This window comes from Streptomyces sp. NBC_00984 (assembly GCF_045162475.1).
Lineage (GTDB): Bacteria > Actinomycetota > Actinomycetes > Streptomycetales > Streptomycetaceae > Streptomyces.
In genome coordinates, this window is record NZ_CP108734.1 from 2615267 (window position 1) to 2633553 (window position 18287).

Here is an 18287-nt window from a genome sequence, read left to right on the forward strand (position 1 = left end):
CGCCGTGCCACCCACGATATGGCGTGGTGGCGGATCGGGCCCGCGCACCCGGTGTCCCGCGGCGTCCCCCGTCAGCCCTTGTCGAGGTACTGCTCGCGCTCCTTGTCGAGCAGCGCGTCCAGCGCGATCCGCAGCTCCGGAAGGTGTTCGAGCTCCGGGTCGGCGGCGACGATCGCGACGGCCTCCTCCCGTGCGGCGGCGATGACCTCCTCGTCGTCGATGACGGTGAGCATCCGCAGCGAGGAGCGGACCCCGGACTGGGCCTGGCCGAGCACATCGCCCTCGCGGCGCTGTTCGAGGTCGATCCGGGAGAGCTCGAAGCCGTCGAGGGTGGCGGCGACTGCGGACAGCCGGGCGCGGGCGGGACCGGCCTCGTGGGCCTCGCTGACCAGCAGGCAGAGTCCGGGTGCGGAGCCCCGGCCGACCCGGCCGCGCAGCTGGTGCAGCTGGGAGACCCCGAAGCGGTCGGCGTCCATGATCACCATGGCGGTGGCGTTGGGGACGTTGACACCGACCTCGATGACGGTGGTGGCGACCAGGACATCGACGTCACCCGCGGCGAAGCGGCGCATCACGTCGTCCTTGTCGTCCGGATTCATCCTGCCGTGCAGCACCTCGACGCGCAGACCGGCCAGGGGGCCCTTGGCGAGCTGTTCGGCGATCTCCAGCACGGCGAGCGGCGGGCGCTTCTCGCCGTCGTCCTCGGGCGCCTTCTTCTTCGCCTTCTTCCCCGCCGCCTCGTCGTCGGCGTCGTCGCCGATGCGGGGGCAGACCACATACGCCTGGTGTCCGTTCTCCACTTCTTCCCGCACCCGTTCCCAGGCGCGGCTGAGGAAGTGCGGCTTGTCCTTGGCGGGGACGACGTGGCTGGCGATCGGCGAGCGGCCGGCCGGGAGCTGGTCCAGCACGGAGGTCTCCAGGTCGCCGAAGACGGTCATCGCGACCGTACGGGGAATGGGGGTGGCCGTCATGACCAGCAGATGCGGCGGCTGCTTCCCCTTGGAGCGCAGGGCGTCGCGCTGTTCCACGCCGAAGCGGTGCTGTTCGTCGACGACGACCAGGCCCAGGTCGTGGAACTGCACCTTGTCCTCGATCAGGGCATGGGTGCCGATCACGATCCCGGCCTCGCCGGTGACGAGGTCGAGGAGCGCCTGGCGGCGGGCCGCGACGCCCATCGAGCCGGTGAGCAGCACCACCTTCGTCCCCTGCTCGGAGCCGCCCAGCATTCCGCCCTCGGCCAGATCGCCCATCATCTCGGTGATGGAGCGGTGGTGCTGCTGGGCGAGCACCTCGGTGGGCGCGAGCATGGCGGCCTGCCCGCCCGCGTCGACGACCCCGAGCATGGCCCGCAGCGCGACCATGGTGTTGTGCGTGACCGTGAAGTGATCCGTGATGTACGCGTGGCTCGGGTGGGCGACACTGATGCACTGGACCGGTTTGCGACCGACGTACTCGACCGCACGGATCCCGCGCCGGAACGTGTTGTATTTCGGCCTGGGTTGGATCCGGGCAACCTTGCGAGTGAGCTGAAATGGCAGGTAATCGGCAGGCAGCGAAATCGACACATTGAAGGCCGCCTTCTTGGGCAGCACCCTGGCGCGCCCGCCGAGGGAGCGAACAAGCCACGCCACGTCCTCGGCCAATCTGCGGGATGCAGAGCAGAACGAAATGCTCATCCCTTGAGCATCCAAAGTCCCGTCCGTGTCCATGAGCCCCTGCAACACAGCGAGCCGGTTCTTCATCGACGTGTTCTTGAACACGGGTGGGATGAACTTGTCGTACGACGTGGCCCCCCACAGCCCCAGCGCACGTAGTGCACTGATCACTGGGTTCCTTTGTGATCCGGACTTCGGCCTCGTCATCCGGATTGTGTAGTCGCAGCGGGACCCTGGCACGGGCACGAGTTCACAGTCGGGCGCCACTGCGGTTCGGACGGCAGCCAGGATCTCGTCGTCGACCGTGGACAGACGAAGGTTGTGCCGGAACGAGCCATCTCCCAGCAACAGTCCGAAAACGTAAGGATCGAGGGGTGGTTCGGAACCGCAACTGAGATCCACTGGTGTGACCGATGGCACATACCATTTCGACGAACCGTTGGCCTTGAACGTGTCCATCCTGATCTCGCGGGTTGTCATCACCTTGGGTGCTTGCTCCCGGTCCCAGGCGCAGCTGGTCCCGACGATCCACAGATGCTCGTCATCGCATTCGACAGCCGTGTCGTCGGACAGAACAAGTCTCCATACATCTCGCACTCCCTGAGGGAAGACCCCGTCCACTACGGCGACTTCCCCCTCGGGAACCACTACCTCGTCGCCTTGCCGGATGTCGCCCATGGGCTTGTAGCCCTGAGGGGTCAGGACCAACGAATCGAGTGGCTGCGCCTTCCCCGATCCGACTTCGCCCTGTAGCAGCCGGTGCATCGGGTGTTCGGTCGCGAGGTCGTCGAAGATCTCCTTGGAGACCTTCTGCTGCCCGTCGGTGAGGGTGAAGGGCAGCCTGGCGTCGAAGGCGTCGAGCAGTCCGCCGGGCACGGGTCTGCGGGCGACGGACGGGAGCTGGGTGTCGGCGTATCTGCGGCGGGCCAGCGCGACCTGGAGGACGAAGGCCTCGTCCCACTTCAGCCGGTCCCTGGCCTGGGCGATGTCCGCCTTGGTCTGCGGGCGGTGGACCTTCAGCAGCGCTTCGGGGAGCGCGGTGAACCCGCGCCCCTCGCGCAGGCTCGGCGGCAGCGGGTCGACCGCCTCCTGGGCGCTGGGCAGCACCACGTCGACGGCCTTGGCGATCCGCCACGAGTCCAGCTGCTTGCAGGCCGGGTAGATCGGCAGCAGCCGCCCGGCGAAAGCGTCCACCGCCTCGGTGGCCTCGTCGGTGTCTTTGGTGTCCAGCAGCTGGTACGTCGGGTGGGCGAGCTGCATCTTCCGGTTGAAGACGGAGACCTTGCCCGCGAACATCGCCCGCCGGCCGGGCAGCAACTCCTTGTGCGGCTTGTGGACGCCGTGGCCGAAGAAGACCAGCTGGAGGCGGCCACTGCCGTCGGTGAGGGTCACTTCCAGGCGCTTGCCTCGGCCGTTGTTGAACATCAGGACGCGGGCGTCGGCGACCTGGGCGACCACCGTCACGTGCTCGTCCAGCGGGAGGTCCGTCAGCGCCGTGAGCCGGCCGCGCTCCTCGTAGCGCCGCGGGTAGTGATGGAGCAGATCACCGACCGTGTGCAGGTCGAGGTGTTCGGCCATCACCTTCGCGGTGGCTCCGCCGAGCAGCTTCTTGAGGGGTTCGTCGAACGCAGACACGCGATCCATTGCACACCACACCACTGACAGATGTCGGCGGGCACCACCCGGACCGTTGGAATCCCCTGGTCAGAATCGTCGCCGCACCCCACCGGCGAGCTGCTGATCGCCCACGTCTGCCCGGGTGAGCCGGACGAGGCGCCGGAGTACGAGGAGGCGCTCGGGTACGTGGACCGGGCGGTCGCGGGCTTCGCGGAGGCCGGCGCCGGTTTCGTCGGCCTGCGCACGACCGCCGAGCTGATGGCAGCCTGGCTGGAGGCCGACCTGGGCCGCCCGTCCGGCGCCCGGGGCCCGGCGAGCGGCGCTACTCCACCCCGATGAGCAGCGGAGCGCGCTGGTGGCCACCCCGGTACACCACCGTGTCCACCGCCAGATAGCCCTCGCGCACGTGCTCCTCCAGCGCGTCCGCGAGGCTGTCGGGGACATCCTCGCCCAGGACCAGGGTGACCAGTTCGCCGCCCGCCGCCAGCATCCGGTCCAGCACGTCGCGGGCCGTCCGCGACACATCCTCGCCGATGACCGCGACATCGCCGTCGATCAGGCCCAGGATGTCGCCGGCCTGGCAGATGCCCGCCATGGTCCAGGACTGCCGTTCGGCGACGGCGAGTTCCGCGTAGCGGGTCGCGCCGGCGGCGGCGGTCATCGCCACCACGTCCTCGTCGAAGCTGCGGCCGGGTTCGTGGACGGCGAGGGCGGCGATGCCCTGGACGGCGGCCCTGGTCGGGATCAGGGCGACCCGGACGCCCTCCGCGCGGGCCTGTTCGGCGGCAGCGGCGGCGGTGTGGCGCAGCTCCGCGTCGTTGGGCAGCAGGACCACCTCGCGGGCGTGCGCCCGGCGGATCGCGTCGACCAGTTCGCCGCTGGCGGGCGGCTCCCCGGGGCGGGCCAGGACCGTCGTGGCCCCGGCCTCCTTGCACAGGCCGCGGAGCCCGTCACCGGGGACCACCACGACGACCGCGCGCTGCACGGGCTCGGTGTGGGGGTGCACCCGGTCCGCGCCGAAGTGGGTGATCCGGATCCGGTACGGCCGCCCCGCCTCGACCCCGGCCTCCACGGCGGCGCCCGCGTCGTCGACGTGCACATGGACGTTCCACAGCCCGTCGCCGCCCACCACCACGAGCGAGTCGCCGAGCCGGTCGAGCCGGGTCCGCAGCCGGTCCACCGCGTCGTCCGTGGCCTCCAGCAGGTAGATGACCTCGAAGGCCGGTCCGCCTTCCGTCTCGGCCACCGCGCAGTCGTCCGGTACGGGAAGGGCGGGCACGGCCACGTGGGTGCGCTCGGGCGCCCGCCCGCAGACCGCTTCGACGAGCGCCCCGAGCACCGTCACCAGACCGCGTCCGCCGGCGTCCACGACGCCCGCCCGGCCGAGGACGGCGAGCTGTCCGGGGGTGGCTTCCAGGGCCGTCCGCGCTCCTTCGTACGCCGCCCGTACGACCTCCGCGGTTCCGGCGTCGTCCTCGGTGCGCGCGGCGGCCTCGGCGGCCGCGGTGGCCACCGTCAGCACGGTGCCCTCGACGGGGTGGGCGACGGCCTGCCGGGCCGCTGCGGAGGCGACGGCGAGCGCCCGGCGCAGATGGTCCGCGTCATGGCCGACGGCCAGCACTCCGGCCATCCCGCGCAGCAGCTGGGCCAGGATCGTGCCGGAGTTCCCCCGGGCACCGATCAGGGCGCCGTGCGCCATGGCCCGTACCGCGTCGGCCGCGACGGGTGCGGTCGCACCGGTCTCGTGGGCGGCGAAGACCGCTTCGACGGCCTGGGTCGCCGATTCCACGGTCAGATAGAGGTTCGTACCGGTGTCCCCGTCGGCGACCGGGTACACATTGATTGCGTCGATCGCCTCGCGCTCCCGGCCCAGCGCCTCCAGGGCCAGTGAGCACCAGGTACGCACCGCGACGGCGTCCATGTCGTCGGCGGTCTGCGGCACCTGTCGGTCCTCCTCGGATTCGGCCGTGGGCGGCCGACTGCATCGCAGAGTAGTCCCCCGCGCACCGGGTCCGGCGGGGACAGGGGCGGCGGGACAAGGTCGGTGAAACCCATGGTAGTTTCGTTCTACCGACGCAGCCGTTGTATGCTGCTTCGGTTGCCCGATGAGAGTCGGGCCATCCCTCCGGCACCGCCACTTCAGTCAAATGAATCCGGCGCGCCGGATTTCACTGTAAGTGCATCTGAAGTCTTTGGAGTGACCCGTGGCTGCCAACTGCGACGTCTGCGGCAAGGGGCCGGGCTTCGGCAACAACATTTCGCACTCGCACCGCCGTACGTCCCGTCGCTGGAATCCCAACATCCAGCGCGTGCGTGCCGTGGTCGGTCGGACGCCGAAGCGGCTCAACGTCTGCACCTCGTGCATCAAGGCCGGCAAGGTCGCGCGCTGACGTTCCCGTCGTAGCGCAGCCTTCCGGTTGCCCAAAAAGCCGGTCCACCTCGGTGGACCGGCTTTTTGCTGTGCGCCGGGGTGCCCTCACCCGGTGCGCGTCCGCCAGCCGTGGTCGACCGGGCCGATCCCGGCGCCCAGCGGGAAGCCCGCCTCGATCGCTCCGGTGACGTAGGCCTTCGCGTCCCGTACCGCCGTGGGTACGTCCTGCCCCAGGGCCAGTCGGCAGGCGATGGCCGAGGCGAGTGTGCAGCCGGTGCCGTGGGTGTGGCGGTTGTCGTGCCGGGGGGCGCGCAGCCAGTGCTCCTCGGTGCCGTCCGTCAGCAGGTCGACGGGTGCGCCCGGCAGATGACCGCCCTTGACGACGACCCAGCGCGGCCCGAAGTCCAGCACCGCGGCAGCGGCCCGCCGCATCCCCGGCTCGTCCTCGACGTGGATGCCGGTGAGCTGCGCCACCTCGTCCAGGTTCGGGGTGGCGACCGTGGCGGCCGGCAGCAGATTCGTCCGTACGGAATCGAGCGCCTCGGCGGCGAGCAGCGGGTCGCCGTGCTTGGAGACGCCGACCGGGTCGACGACGGACGGGGCGTCGGTGCCGGCGAGGAGCTCGGCCACGGCCTCCACCAGGACGGCCGACGACAGCATTCCGGTCTTGACCGCCTGCACCCCGATGTCGTCCACCACACTGCGGTACTGGGCGCGCACGGCCTCGACGGGCAGTTCCCAGGCGCCCTGCACCCCCAGCGAGTTCTGCGCGGTGACGGCGGTCAGCACGCTCATCCCGTGCACGCCGTGCGCCAGCATCGTCTTCAGATCGGCCTGGATGCCCGCACCGCCGCCGGAGTCGGATCCGGCGACGGTGAGCACACGGGCGGGTACAGCAGCAGATAGGGGCATACGCCGAAATCTACTGGGCGTCCTCGATGTCCCCGAAGTGGTCCCAGCCGCCCTTGCTGGTCCACGGCGCCCCGTCGACCGTCACCTGCGGCAGCGCGGAGGGGTTGAGGACCTCGCCGATCACCTTCCAGCGGGCGGGCAGCTTCACGTCCGGCGGGAAAGTGGCGACGATCGCGTGGTCCTCGCCCCCGGTCAGCACCCACTGGAGCGGGTCGACGCCGACGGCCTGCCCGATGTCGGACATCTGCGAGGGGATGTCGATGAGTCCGGAGTGCAGATCGATCCGGACCTTGCTCGCCTCGGCGATGTGCCCGAGGTCGGCGACGAGCCCGTCACTCACGTCCGTCATCGCGGTGGCGCCGAGCCCGGCGGCCGCGGGGCCCGCGTGGTACGGCGGTTCGGGGCGCCGGTGGGCCTCGACGAAGGCACGGGGCGAACGGAAGCCGCGGGAGAGCACCGCGTACCCGGCGGCGGACCAGCCGAGCCAGCCGGTGACGGCGACGACGTCGCCGGGCTGGGCGCCGGAGCGAGTGACCGGCTCGTGGTTGCGCAGATCGCCCAGCGCGGTGATCGAGACGGTGATCGTCTCGCCGCGCACCACGTCCCCGCCGACCACGGCCGCGCCCGCGACCTGGCACTCGTCACGGATGCCGTCCATCAGCTCACCGGCCCAGGTGACCGGGAGTTCGCCGGGGACGACCAGGCCGAGCAGCAGCGCGGTGGGCACCGCGCCCATGGCGGCGATGTCGGCGAGGTTCTGGGCGGCGGCCTTGCGGCCGACGTCGTACGCCGTCGACCAGTCACGGCGGAAGTGCCGTCCCTCCAACAGGATGTCCGTACTGGCCACGACCCTGCGGTCGGGAGCGGTCACGACCGCGGCGTCGTCGCCGGGGCCGAGTCGTACCGCCGGAGTGGTGGTGAGCCGGGAAGTGAGCTCCCTGATGAGCCCGAACTCCCCCAACTCGCCCACGGTTCCCTTCACCGAGTCTCACCTCTCATCTATCGCGCCGGACGGTCGTCCGGGCTGCTTCGGCGGCCGGGGGTCCGGACCCTGGACCGGCCGCCGCCGCAGGGAGCAGTCTGCACCGCTCGTCACCGCCATGCCCGTCCCCCTTCCGGACCGCTGCGCTTGCGGTCGCGGGCCGTCACTGCTGTCGGTACTGTCAAGAGATACGTCAACTTGCGTCTTGCGTACGCCACGCTGTGGGCGTCAACGGCCCACAGGTCTCCCCGCGGCACGCGGCAACGCGATACCGTGGCGTCTCTTTCTCCCCCACATGATCCTCGTGGCCGCCCTGGAGGTTCCGTGGTACAGGCGTACATCCTTATTCAGACCGAGGTGGGCAAGGCGTCGACCGTCGCCGAGACCATCGCCAGAGTTCCGGGAGTGATCCAGGCAGAGGACGTCACCGGCCCCTACGACGTGATCGTGCGCGCGCAGGCCGACACGGTCGATGAACTCGGCCGCATGGTGGTCGCCAAGGTCCAGCAAGTGGAAGGCATCACCCGAACCCTGACCTGCCCGGTCGTTCATCTGTAGTCCCGTCTACGCTGGGCCGGTGACATCATCGCGCCGGCTCCGCCACCCCGTGCTCCTCGGCCCGTCCGTCGCCGCGCTGCTGCTGGCCGCGGCGGGCTGTTCCTCAACGGATGCCGCGGTGTCGATCACGGTTCCCACACCGTCCCCGGAAGCCGCGGCCTACTGCCGCGCGCTGCACGAGGAGCTGCCGACGACCGTTGCCGGTCTCGACCGCGGCGACGCCGAGCCGAAGTCCGAACTGACCGCCGAGTGGGGGGACGGAGAGATCGTACTGCGCTGCGGTGTCCCCCGGCCCGCGAAGATGGACGACCCCATGGCGAAGGGGACCGAGGCGAACGGCGTCAACTGGCTGCTGGAACAGCCCGATGACGCCGGTCCGCGTTTCACGACGACCTACCGCAAGGCATACGTCGAGGTGACCCTCTCGACGGCGTACGCCCATGACGCGACCCCCTTGGCCGCGTTCGGCCCGCCCGTCCGGAAGACGGTGCCCGGCCTGTAGGGCGTGCGCCCCCGATCGGAAGCGCACGCCGTGCGGCGCGGGGCCCGGCTCAACGCAGGCCGGTCGGGCGGCTCAACGCGGCCTGGATCAGCCGGTCCACCAGCTCCTGGTAGCTCACACCGCTCTCCTGCCACATCCGCGGGTACATGGAGATCGGGGTGAAGCCCGGCAGCGTGTTGATCTCGTTGATCACGAAGGTGCCGTCCTCGGTGAGGAAGAAGTCGGCACGTACCAGCCCCTCGCAGGACGTGGCCTCGAAGGCCTCGACCGCGAGCCGCTGGACCTCGGCCGTCTGCTCCTCGGTGAGCGGGGCGGGCAGGATCCCGGCGGCCGAGTCGATGTACTTGGCCTCGAAGTCGTAGAAGTCGTGCGAGGTCACCGGCGGGATCTCGGCGGGCACGCTGGCACGCGGGCCGTCCTCGAACTCCAGCACCCCGCACTCGATCTCGCGGCCCCGCAGCAGCGCCTCGACCAGGAACTTGGGGTCGTGGCGGCGGGCCTCCTCGATCGCCTCGTCGAGCCCGGACAGGTCGTCGACCTTGGTGATGCCGAAGGACGAGCCGGCGCGGGCGGGCTTGATGAAGAGCGGCCAGCCGTGCTCACCGGCGAAGTCCACGATGCGCTTGCGGGCACCGGAGGGGTCCTTGTCCCATTCGCGGGGACGCACCACGAGGTACGGGCCGACCGGCAGCCCGAAGGAGATGAAGACCCGCTTCATGTACTCCTTGTCCTGGCCGACCGCCGAGGCGAGCACCCCGGCGCCGACGTAGGGCACACCGGAGAGCTCCAGGAACCCCTGGAGGGTGCCGTCCTCGCCGTACGGGCCGTGCAGCACGGGGAAGACGACGTCGACTTCGCCGAGCGCCTTGGGGACCGAGCCGGGCTCGCTGTACACCACTTCGCGGCTGCCGGGGTCGACGGAGAGCACCACGGCGCCCTCGGTGGACTCGGCCAGCTGGGCCACTTCCGGCATCTTCCGGTCCGTGATGGCCATGCGTTCGGGTTCGTCGGCGGTGAGCGCCCAGCGGCCGTCCGTCGTGATGCCGATCGGCAGGACGTCGTACTTCGTCCGGTCGATGGCGTTCAGGACGGCGCCGGCCGTGACGACCGAGATGCCGTGTTCGGAGCTGCGGCCGCCGAACACGACGGCCACGCGCGGCTTGCGGAGCTGCTGCTCCGGGCTCTGGGGGAGGTTCTCGCTGCTCATATCGCGTTGAGCGTACCTGCTGGTACCACTCGCGTCAGCGCGGCCGGGGCCGCCGGAGCGGTGACCGGGAACGTTCACCGGTCCGGCCGCCCCCGGCCGCCGTCAGCGCCGCTCGGGCTTCGCGCTGCGCGACATCAGCTCGCCCAGCGCGACCATCGGCGGCTTGCCCTCGTGGACGATGCCGACGACTGTCTCGGTGATGGGCATGTCGACGCCGTGCCTGCGTGCCAGATCGAGCACCGACTCACAGGACTTGACGCCTTCGGCGGTCTGCTTGGTGACGGCGATGGTCTCCTGGAGCGTCATGCCGCGGCCGAGGTTGGTGCCGAAGGTGTGGTTGCGGGAGAGCGGCGAGGAGCAGGTCGCCACCAGGTCGCCCAGGCCCGCGAGTCCGGAGAAGGTGAGCGGGTCGGCGCCCATGGCCAGGCCGAGGCGGGTCGTCTCGGCGAGGCCCCGGGTGATGAGCGAACCCTTGGCGTTGTCGCCGAGGCCCATGCCGTCGGCGATGCCGACCGCCAGACCGATGACGTTCTTGACCGCGCCGCCGAGCTCGCAGCCGACCACGTCGGTGTTGGTGTACGGGCGGAAGTACGAGGTGTGGCAGGCGGCCTGGAGGCGCTGGGCCACGGACTCGTCCTGGCAGGCGACGACGGCCGCCGCGGGGCGGCGTTCGGCGATCTCCTTGGCCAGGTTGGGTCCGGTGATGACGGCGATCCGGTCCGCGGAGACCTTGGTGACGTCCTCGATGACCTCGCTCATCCGCTTCGCGGTGCCGAGTTCGACGCCCTTCATCATCGAGACGAGAACGGTGTCGGAACCGAGGTGCGGGGCCCATTCGGCGAGGTTGGCGCGCAGCGTCTGCGAAGGCACCACGAGTACGGCGAAGTCGGCGCCGCGCAGCGCCTCGGCGGCGTCGGTGGTGGCCCGGACCGATGCGGGGAGCTCAATTCCCGGCAGGTAGTACGGGTTGGTACGGGTCGTATTGACGGCCTCGGCGACCTCGGCGCGACGGCCCCAGAGGGTGACCTCGCAGCCGGCGTCGGCGAGGACCACGCCGAAGGCCGTACCCCATGAGCCGGTTCCGAAGACGGCCGCCTTTGCGGGGTGCGTCACTTGGGTCCCTTTCCTTCGGCCTTGCGTCGCTGTTCCGCACGGGCCTTGCGGTGGTCGTAGGGCTGTGCGGGGGCCTGTTCGCCCCGCACGATCTCCAGCTGCGCGGTCACCGCGGCCATGATGACCTCGGTCACCTCGCGCAGGACGTCGGGCGTCGGGTCCTTGTCGTAGAACCTGGTGAGGTCCACGGGCGGTCCGGCCTGCACCTGCAGGGTCTTGCGGGGGAACAGCCGGAGCTTGTTCTCCCTGGCGTACGGCGGCATCGCGAGGTTGGCGCCCCACTGGGCGACGGGGATGACCGGGGCCTTCGTCATCAACGCCACACGGGCGGCACCGGTCTTGCCGGCCATCGGCCACATGTCGGGGTCACGGGTGAGCGTGCCCTCCGGGTAGAAGGCCACGCATTCGCCGCGCTCGATGGCGTCGACGGCCGCCCGGAAGGCGTCCAGCGCATTGGTCGTCTCGCGGTACACCGGGATCTGTCCGGTGCCGCGCAGCATCATTCCGACAAAGGGGGTCTTGAACAGGCCCGCCTTGGCGAGAAGCCGCGGCACCCGTCCGGTGTTGTACTGGAAGTGACCGTAGGAAAGCGGGTCCAGATAGGAGTTGTGATTGACCGCGGTGATAAATCCACCGTCGGCCGGAATGTGTTCCGTCCCCCGCCAGTCACGCTTGAACAGAACCACCAACGGCGGTTTTGCAATGACCGCCGCCAGGCGGTACCAGAAGCCGATTCTGCGGCGGGACACTCGGACACCTTCCTCTAAGGACCTGAACTCTGCCTGGCTACCGACGGTCAAGTCTCGCCCCAGGCCCCTGCTCTGTCGAGAACACCGTACGCCCCGCTTTCGGGACCGACCCTCCGGGTTCTCGCACCGGCAGGCGAGAATAGGCGGCGACGCGCATCGAGGGGGAGATCGCCACGAACACCGACCCGACCGGTCCTTGGTCCCTGGTCGTCCCGTTGAAGCCCCTGGCGCGGGCCAAGAGCAGGCTGACGCCCACGACGGGTGCCGAGCTGCGCCCCCGGCTCGCTCTCGCCTTCGCCCGGGACACCGTGGCCGCCGCCCTGTCCTGCCCCTCGGTGCTGGATGTGGTGGTAGTCACGGACGACCCGGAGGCCGGGGCGGCCCTCACGGCCATCGGGGCCCGCGTCGTCCCCGACGAGCCCGACCGCGGACTCAACGCCGCGCTGACACATGGCGAGCGGGCCGTACGGGCCGGGCGGCCCCGGGCCGCGGTCGCCGCCCTCAACGCGGATCTGCCCGCGCTGCGCCCCGGAGAATTGGCCCGGGTGCTCGATTATTCCGCCGAATTCCCTCGCGCATTTGTGACCGATGCGGCAGGAATCGGGACAACATTTCTGTCGGCTGCGCCGGGAGTGGAATTGCGTCCGGCTTTCGGCGGCCCTTCCCGGGCCCGGCATCTGGACTCCGGCGCGGTGGAAATCGACCTGACAGGCATCGATTCGGTCCGCCAGGACGTGGACACCGGCGACGATCTGCGGGCGGCGCTGACGCTGGGGGTCGGCGTGCACACCGCGGGACACTGGGCCGCGGGAGCCTCCCGGGCCGCCGAAGCTCCCGGCCGGGCCCGCAGCGACGAGCCCTCAACGGCCCCGGCACCGGACCGATAGGCTGCCGTCCATGCAGGCGACCTCGTACACCTACGACCCCGAGACCCGCACCGGCAGCGTGCTGCTCGACGACGGCACCCCGGTGGATTTCGACGCGCGGGCCTTCGACGCGGGCGGTCTGCGGCTGCTGCGTCCGGGGCAGCGGGTGCGGATCGAGGGCAGCGGCGAGGGTGCGGACCTGCGGATCACCCTGGTGACCCTGCAGACGTTCTGAACGGGCGCGGCAGACGTTTCCGGACGGCCGCGCGCAGAGCGCCCCACAACAGCCCGCGGGCCGGGCTCCCCGAGGGGAGCCCGGCCCGGCGCGTGTGAGTAGCCCTGCGCGGCTCGGTCTCACTTCTTCCGTGCAGTGGCCTTCTTCGCCGTGGTCTTGCGCGCCGTGGTCTTCTTCGCGGGCGCCTTCTTCGCCGTGGCCTTCTTGGCGGGCGCGGTCTTGCTGGCGGCGGCCTTCTTGGTGGCCGTCGTCTTCTTCGCCGCCGCGGTGGTCTTCTTCGCCGCCGCCGTGGTCTTCTTGGCCGCCGCGGTGGTCTTCTTCGCCGCCGCCGTGGTCTTCTTGGCCGCCGTGGTCTTCGCCGCGGTCGCGGTCTTCTTGGCGGTGGCCTTCTTCGCCGTGGCCTTCTTGGCGGTGGCCTTCTTGGCCGCGGCCTTGGTCGTCGTACGGGTGGAAGGACCGCCCGAGAGGCTGCCCTTGGGCGCCTTCTTCACGGCCACTTCGCCGCCCTTGGGGAGCTTCTTCGAGCCGCTCACCAGGTCCTTGAAGCCCTGTCCCGCACGGAAACGGGGCACCGAGGTCTTCTTGACCCGCACGCGCTCACCCGTCTGCGGGTTGCGGGCGTAACGGGCGGGGCGGTCGACCTTCTCGAACGAGCCGAAGCCGGTGACCGAGACACGGTCCCCCGCGACAACCGCACGGACGATCGCGTCGAGTACCGCGTCGACGGCCTCGGCGGCCTGCTGGCGGCCTCCGACCTTGTCGGCAATCGCTTCTACGAGCTGCGCCTTGTTCACGTCTTCCCCTTCGGAGACATTGCCAGAACGAAAGTGTTCAAGCGTTTTCGCACGTTAGGCAGATATATACCGCAAATCAAACACGAAACGGGCTAATCACCCTAGTGCCGCAACGAAGTCGACTGCTGCGCAGTTCCGCAGAGTCAGTCACCTTCGGGGAATCGGCCCTCATCGAGGTCCTTCATCAACCGGTCCAGACGCCTTGCCGCATCCGGGAGATCGTGCTTAGCCGCGGCCGTGATGACCAACAGCTTCCGGGACAGCGCCATCCTTACGCCCTCCGGGACTTGCAGTGTGCGCACTCTTGTGTGCGCTTCCTTCAATCGGTCGGCGACTTGGCCGTAAAGCTTGAGTTGGCTGTCGCGTTCCATGCACCGATTGTGCCATCTGGGGCGAGTTGTCGCCCGACGGGGTCTCAACAAGCGACTGCGCCCCCTACCAGATGGCAGGGGGCGCAGTCCTGGAAACGTGCTGCTCAGGCGTTAATTGTACGCGGCTTGAAGGTCGGCCTTGCCGCCTCATATGTCGCGATGTCCGCTTCGTTCTGAAGGGTGAGGCTGATGTCGTCCAGCCCGTTGAGCAGTCGCCAACGGGCGTTCTCGTCGAGCTCGAAGTCGGCGGTCAGCTTCGATCCGCCGGGGGCCTCGGCGCGGACCTGGCGCGCCTCCAGGTCGACGGTGATCTCGGCCGTGGGGTCGGCCTCGGTCAGCTCCCAGAGCGCGTCGACGACCTTCTGGTCGAGCACGACGGTCAGCAGACCGTTCTTCAGCGAGTTGCCGCGGAAGATGTCGGCGAACCGGGAGGAGACGACGGCCTTGAAGCCGTAGTTCTGCAGCGCCCACACGGCGTGTTCGCGGGAGGATCCGGTACCGAAGTCGGGACCGGCCACCAGGACCGTGGCACCCTTGCGCTCGGGGCGGTTGAGGACGAAGTTCTCGTCCTTGCGCCAGGCCTCGAAGAGTCCGTCCTCGAAGCCGTCCCGGGTGACCTTCTTCAGCCAGTGGGCGGGGATGATCTGGTCGGTGTCGACGTTGCTGCGGCGCAGCGGGACGGCCCGGCCGGTGTGTGTGGTGAAAGCTTCCATGATTCTCAGACTCCGGCGGGCGTACGGGCGTCGGACAGGTCGGCGGGCGAGGCCAGGTGGCCCAGCACGGCGGTGGCGGCGGCGACCTGCGGGGAGACCAGGTGCGTACGGCCACCCTTGCCCTGCCGGCCCTCGAAGTTGCGGTTCGAGGTGGAGGCGGAGCGCTCGCCGGGGGCCAACTGGTCGGGGTTCATGCCGAGGCACATCGAGCAGCCGGCGTGCCGCCATTCGGCGCCCGCGGCGGTGAAGACCTTGTCCAGGCCCTCCTCGACGGCCTGGAGGGCGACCCGGACGGAGCCCGGGACGACCAGCATCCGTACCCCGTCGGCGACTTTGCGGCCGTCCAGGATCGCGGCCGCGTTGCGCAGGTCCTCGATCCGTCCGTTGGTGCAGGAGCCTACGAAGACGGTGTCCACGTTGATCTCGCGCAGCGGCTGGCCGGCGGTCAACCCCATGTACTCCAGGGCCTTTTCGGCGGCGTTGCGCTCCGAGGCGTCCTCGTACGAAGCAGGGTCGGGGACGTTGGCCGACAGGGGCGCGCCCTGGCCGGGGTTGGTGCCCCAGGTGACGAACGGGGCCAGTTCGGCCGCGTCGATGACGACCTCGGCGTCGAAGACCGCGTCGTCGTCGCTGCGCAGCGTCTTCCAGTACGCGACGGCGGCGTCCCAGTCCTCGCCCTGCGGGGCGTGGTCGCGGCCCTTCAGGTAGTCGAAGGTGGTCTCGTCCGGGGCGATCATGCCTGCCCGCGCGCCGGCCTCGATCGACATGTTGCAGATGGTCATCCGGGCTTCCATCGAGAGCTTCTCGATGGCCGGGCCGCGGTATTCCAGGATGTAGCCCTGGCCGCCGCCGGTGCCGATCCGGGCGATGATCGCGAGGATCAGGTCCTTGGCCGTGACGCCGTCGGGCAGTTCGCCGTCGATGGTGATCGCCATGGTCTTCGGGCGGGCCAGCGGCAGCGTCTGGGTGGCCAGCACGTGCTCGACCTGGCTGGTGCCGATGCCGAACGCCAGCGCGCCGAAAGCGCCGTGCGTGGACGTGTGGGAGTCGCCGCAGACCACGGTGGTGCCGGGCTGGGTCAGGCCCAGCTGCGGGCCGACCACGTGCACGACGCCCTGCTCGACGTCGCCCAGGGGGTGCAGCCGTACGCCGAACTCCGCGCAGTTCTTGCGCAGGGTCTCCAACTGGGCACGGGAGACCGGGTCGGCGATCGGCTTGTCGATGTCGAGGGTCGGGGTGTTGTGATCCTCGGTGGCGATGGTGAGATCGAGGCGCCGCACCCGGCGTCCGGCCTGCCGGAGGCCGTCGAAGGCCTGGGGGCTGGTCACCTCGTGCAGCAGGTGCAGATCGATGAAGAGGAGGTCGGGCTCACCTTCGGCGCGCCGGACGACATGGTCGTCCCAGACCTTCTCCGCGAGTGTCCTACCCATCGCTTTCCCTCCGGCCGGCGTCTTCGCCGGCCCAACTAGAGATTCGGTGCGCCGCCGTCCGGACCCCCGTGCGGGGCGGTGGCTACGGGCCGTTGTGTGGCCGCCCGTACAGGTTCGCAACTTCCGCCGAATATTGAACTTGCGTTTCACAGAGTGAGACGGGAGTATCGTCGTATGGACAACTCTAGCGGCGTCGGCGTACTCGACAAGGCAGCTCTGGTATTGAGCGCCCTGGAGTCCGGTCCGGCCACCCTCGCCGGGCTGGTCGCGGCGACCGGGCTCGCACGACCCACGGCCCATCGGCTGGCCGTGGCACTGGAACACCACCGCATGGTGGCGAGGGACATGCAGGGCCGTTTCATTCTCGGCCCCCGGCTGTCGGAACTCGCGGCGGCGGCGGGCGAGGACCGCCTACTGGCCACGGCGGGCCCGGTGCTCACCCACCTCCGCGACATCACCGGCGAGAGCGCGCAGCTCTATCGCCGGCAGGGCGACATGCGGATCTGCGTGGCGGCGGCAGAGCGGCTGTCCGGTCTGCGGGACACCGTGCCGGTCGGCTCCACGCTCACCATGAAGGCCGGCTCGTCGGCCCAGATCCTGATGGCCTGGGAGGAGCCGGAGCGCCTGCACCGCGGCCTCCAGGGCGCCCGCTTCACGGCGACGGCACTCTCGGGCGTACGACGCAGGGGCTGGGCCCAGTCGATCGGCGAACGCGAGCCGGGTGTGGCCTCGGTCTCGGCGCCGGTGCGCGGCCCCTCGAACCGGGTGGTCGCCGCCGTCTCGGTCTCCGGACCGATCGAGCGGCTGACCAGGCACCCGGGCCGGATGCACGCCCAGGCGGTCATCGACTCGGCGGCAAGGCTCAGCGAGGCCCTGCGCCGTACCGGCTGACGTACCCGGCACGTCCCCGGCCGCCCCGGCGTCGTGGCGGCCCCTCTCAGAACCTCACTTCGCGGACGAGCGGTGCGCGAGACGGTCCGCCGCCCGACGGCCCCGCCCTTCGATCGGCAGTACGCCGGTCGCCGCGGCCAGTCCGTGGACCGGCATATCGGCGTAGATCGATTCGTAACCGCCCTCGGGCACTATGTATGTCTCGTGCCACAGCCCCACGTGCCGCCGGGACTTCTTCTCCTTGCGGTTCATGATCGCCCAGGCCTCGCGGTGGAACATGTCGGGAGCGCTCGCGTACGCGTACAGCTTCTCCCTCGACTCCCAGTACTGGACGACGTAGTACGTCCGCGGCGAGCCGGACAACAGCGTGTAGCCCAGCAGGCCGCGCCCCTTGTCCTTGCCCAACTCCCGCAGCATGCGCAGCATCGCGGTCAGGACCGGCAGCCAGTGGTGCACACCCCGGAAGTGGTTGATGCGCATCCCGATGAGCAGGACGACCACCTCCCCCTCGGCCGCGGCGGTGGTCCGTCCCGGAATCAGTTTCGCGAACATGCCTGCCCCTTCCCCGGTTGGAGAGTGTCGCTATCCAATGATTGGATAGTGGCACTGCCCAAGAGGTGGCGCAAGGGAAGGCACGGAACATGCGACTCTCGGAACTGAGCGAGTCGAGCGGGGTCAAGACCGCGACGATCAAGTACTACCTGCGCGAGGGGCTGCTGCACCCCGGCCGGCGGATCACCGCGACACAGGCCGAGTACGACGAGAGCCATGTACGCCGGCTCCGCCTGGTACGGGCCCTGATCCAGGTGGGCCGCCTCCCCGTGGCCACGGCGCGCGAGGTCCTCTCCCACATCGACGACGAGTCCCTGGGCCGGACGATCCGGCTCGGCGCGGCACTGTGGTCGCTCCCGCACGGCCCGGAGCCGGACGAGGAGGCTCCGGAGACCGCGACCGCCCGCGAGGCCGTCGAGCGGCTCCTGGACCGGATCGGCTGGGCGACGTCGCAGGAGATCGGTTCCCTCTCCCCCGCGCATCGCTCGCTGGTGTCGTCGGTGGCCACCCTGATCCGCCTCGGCTACCCCTGTGACGCCGACTACCTGGCCGAGCAGGCCCACCTGATGCATCAAGTCGCCGTCCAGGACCTGGACATGATGGAGACGTACCCCACGGAGTCGGAGCAGGTGGAGATGGCGGTCGCGTCGGCGGTGCTCTACGAGCCGTTGCTGATGGCCCTGCGCCGGATGGCCCAGGAGGAGGAGTCGGCCCGGCGCTACGGTCTCTGAACGGCCCCGCGGACCAACGGCCCCGCGGACCAACGGAC

Annotated in this window: 20 protein-coding genes; 8 read left to right on the forward strand and 12 right to left on the reverse strand. The window is 70.1% G+C overall.

Annotated features, from left to right (window positions below; all coding sequences use genetic code 11):
- Positions 1-71: 71 nt before the first annotated feature.
- Positions 72-3299 (reverse strand): helicase-related protein, encoded by a 3228-nt coding sequence (locus OG520_RS11260; RefSeq protein WP_406013081.1) that lies wholly within the window; start codon positions 3297-3299, stop codon positions 72-74.
- A gap of 21 nt (positions 3300-3320) precedes the next feature.
- On the opposite strand from OG520_RS11260, the gene OG520_RS11265 reads away from it, so the two are divergent.
- Positions 3321-3611, forward strand: coding sequence for a hypothetical protein (locus tag OG520_RS11265; RefSeq protein ID WP_406013082.1), 291 nt, complete (start codon positions 3321-3323; stop codon positions 3609-3611).
- On the opposite strand, the gene OG520_RS11270 is transcribed toward OG520_RS11265, so the two are convergent.
- Positions 3595-5214: a DAK2 domain-containing protein gene (locus OG520_RS11270; RefSeq protein WP_406013083.1), complete on the reverse strand. Its 1620-nt coding sequence runs from the start codon at positions 5212-5214 to the stop codon at positions 3595-3597. The genes OG520_RS11265 and OG520_RS11270 overlap by 17 nt on opposite strands.
- A gap of 262 nt (positions 5215-5476) precedes the next feature.
- Between OG520_RS11270 and rpmB the strand changes: the two genes are divergently transcribed.
- Positions 5477-5662, forward strand: a complete 186-nt coding sequence (gene rpmB, locus OG520_RS11275) for a 50S ribosomal protein L28 (protein ID WP_030928661.1) — start codon at positions 5477-5479, stop codon at positions 5660-5662.
- An 86-nt stretch (positions 5663-5748) separates the two neighbouring features.
- Here rpmB and thiD read toward each other — a convergent pair whose 3' ends face one another.
- Positions 5749-6555 carry a bifunctional hydroxymethylpyrimidine kinase/phosphomethylpyrimidine kinase gene (thiD, locus tag OG520_RS11280; RefSeq protein ID WP_406013084.1) on the reverse strand — a complete coding sequence of 269 codons (807 nt, stop codon included), beginning with the start codon at positions 6553-6555 and terminating at the stop codon, positions 5749-5751.
- A 10-nt stretch (positions 6556-6565) separates the two neighbouring features.
- Complete coding sequence (locus OG520_RS11285; RefSeq protein ID WP_406013085.1) at positions 6566-7537, reverse strand: thiamine-phosphate kinase; 972 nt, start codon at positions 7535-7537, stop codon at positions 6566-6568.
- 324 nt (positions 7538-7861) lie between these two features.
- On the opposite strand from OG520_RS11285, the gene OG520_RS11290 reads away from it, so the two are divergent.
- Together OG520_RS11290 and OG520_RS11295 are read left to right on the forward strand one after the other, a co-directional pair.
- On the forward strand, positions 7862-8095 hold the full coding sequence (locus tag OG520_RS11290) for an Lrp/AsnC family transcriptional regulator (protein ID WP_072487263.1): 234 nt from the start codon (positions 7862-7864) through the stop codon (positions 8093-8095).
- A gap of 19 nt (positions 8096-8114) precedes the next feature.
- Positions 8115-8597, forward strand: coding sequence for a DUF3515 domain-containing protein (locus tag OG520_RS11295; protein WP_399333183.1), 483 nt, complete (start codon positions 8115-8117; stop codon positions 8595-8597).
- Positions 8598-8646: 49 nt separating this feature from the next.
- Here the strand turns inward: OG520_RS11295 and OG520_RS11300 are convergent, their stop codons facing one another.
- From OG520_RS11300 to OG520_RS11310, 3 genes are all read right to left on the reverse strand, one after another.
- Positions 8647-9804, reverse strand: coding sequence for a D-alanine--D-alanine ligase family protein (locus OG520_RS11300; RefSeq protein WP_399333185.1), 1158 nt, complete (start codon positions 9802-9804; stop codon positions 8647-8649).
- A 102-nt stretch (positions 9805-9906) separates the two neighbouring features.
- On the reverse strand, positions 9907-10917 hold the full coding sequence (locus OG520_RS11305) for an NAD(P)H-dependent glycerol-3-phosphate dehydrogenase (RefSeq protein WP_266427123.1): 1011 nt from the start codon (positions 10915-10917) through the stop codon (positions 9907-9909).
- Positions 10914-11666 carry a lysophospholipid acyltransferase family protein gene (locus OG520_RS11310; RefSeq protein ID WP_399333187.1) on the reverse strand — a complete coding sequence of 251 codons (753 nt, stop codon included), beginning with the start codon at positions 11664-11666 and terminating at the stop codon, positions 10914-10916. Before OG520_RS11310 ends, OG520_RS11305 begins: the two co-directional genes overlap by 4 nt.
- Positions 11667-11821: 155 nt before the next feature.
- Between OG520_RS11310 and cofC the strand changes: the two genes are divergently transcribed.
- Positions 11822-12553 carry a 2-phospho-L-lactate guanylyltransferase gene (gene cofC, locus OG520_RS11315; RefSeq protein ID WP_406016461.1) on the forward strand — a complete coding sequence of 244 codons (732 nt, stop codon included), beginning with the start codon at positions 11822-11824 and terminating at the stop codon, positions 12551-12553.
- 10 nt (positions 12554-12563) lie between these two features.
- On the forward strand, positions 12564-12767 hold the full coding sequence (locus OG520_RS11320; RefSeq protein WP_385334182.1) for a hypothetical protein: 204 nt from the start codon (positions 12564-12566) through the stop codon (positions 12765-12767).
- Between the two features lie 119 nt (positions 12768-12886).
- Here OG520_RS11320 and OG520_RS11325 read toward each other — a convergent pair whose 3' ends face one another.
- The 4 genes from OG520_RS11325 to leuC all read right to left on the reverse strand — a co-directional run bounded on the left by OG520_RS11325 (position 12887) and on the right by leuC (position 16075).
- Positions 12887-13561: an HU family DNA-binding protein gene (locus tag OG520_RS11325; protein WP_266427114.1), complete on the reverse strand. Its 675-nt coding sequence runs from the start codon at positions 13559-13561 to the stop codon at positions 12887-12889.
- A 143-nt stretch (positions 13562-13704) separates the two neighbouring features.
- Positions 13705-13932, reverse strand: coding sequence for a hypothetical protein (locus OG520_RS11330; protein WP_093545158.1), 228 nt, complete (start codon positions 13930-13932; stop codon positions 13705-13707).
- Positions 13933-14036: 104 nt separating this feature from the next.
- Positions 14037-14645, reverse strand: a complete 609-nt coding sequence (gene leuD / locus OG520_RS11335; protein ID WP_399333190.1) for a 3-isopropylmalate dehydratase small subunit — start codon at positions 14643-14645, stop codon at positions 14037-14039.
- 5 nt (positions 14646-14650) lie between these two features.
- Entirely contained in the window at positions 14651-16075 is a 1425-nt protein-coding gene (gene leuC, locus OG520_RS11340; protein WP_399333192.1) for a 3-isopropylmalate dehydratase large subunit, read from the reverse strand.
- Positions 16076-16249: 174 nt separating this feature from the next.
- Here leuC and ndgR point away from each other — a divergent pair, with 174 nt between their 5' ends.
- Positions 16250-16966, forward strand: coding sequence for an IclR family transcriptional regulator NdgR (ndgR, locus tag OG520_RS11345; RefSeq protein ID WP_003966003.1), 717 nt, complete (start codon positions 16250-16252; stop codon positions 16964-16966).
- Between the two features lie 54 nt (positions 16967-17020).
- Here the strand turns inward: ndgR and OG520_RS11350 are convergent, their stop codons facing one another.
- The gene (locus tag OG520_RS11350; RefSeq protein ID WP_266427102.1) at positions 17021-17518 is read right to left on the reverse strand and encodes a DUF4188 domain-containing protein; all 498 of its coding nucleotides are present in this window, start codon (positions 17516-17518) and stop codon (positions 17021-17023) included.
- 89 nt (positions 17519-17607) lie between these two features.
- Between OG520_RS11350 and OG520_RS11355 the strand changes: the two genes are divergently transcribed.
- Positions 17608-18249, forward strand: a complete 642-nt coding sequence (locus tag OG520_RS11355) for a MerR family transcriptional regulator (RefSeq protein WP_266427101.1) — start codon at positions 17608-17610, stop codon at positions 18247-18249.
- Positions 18250-18287: the final 38 nt, after the last annotated feature.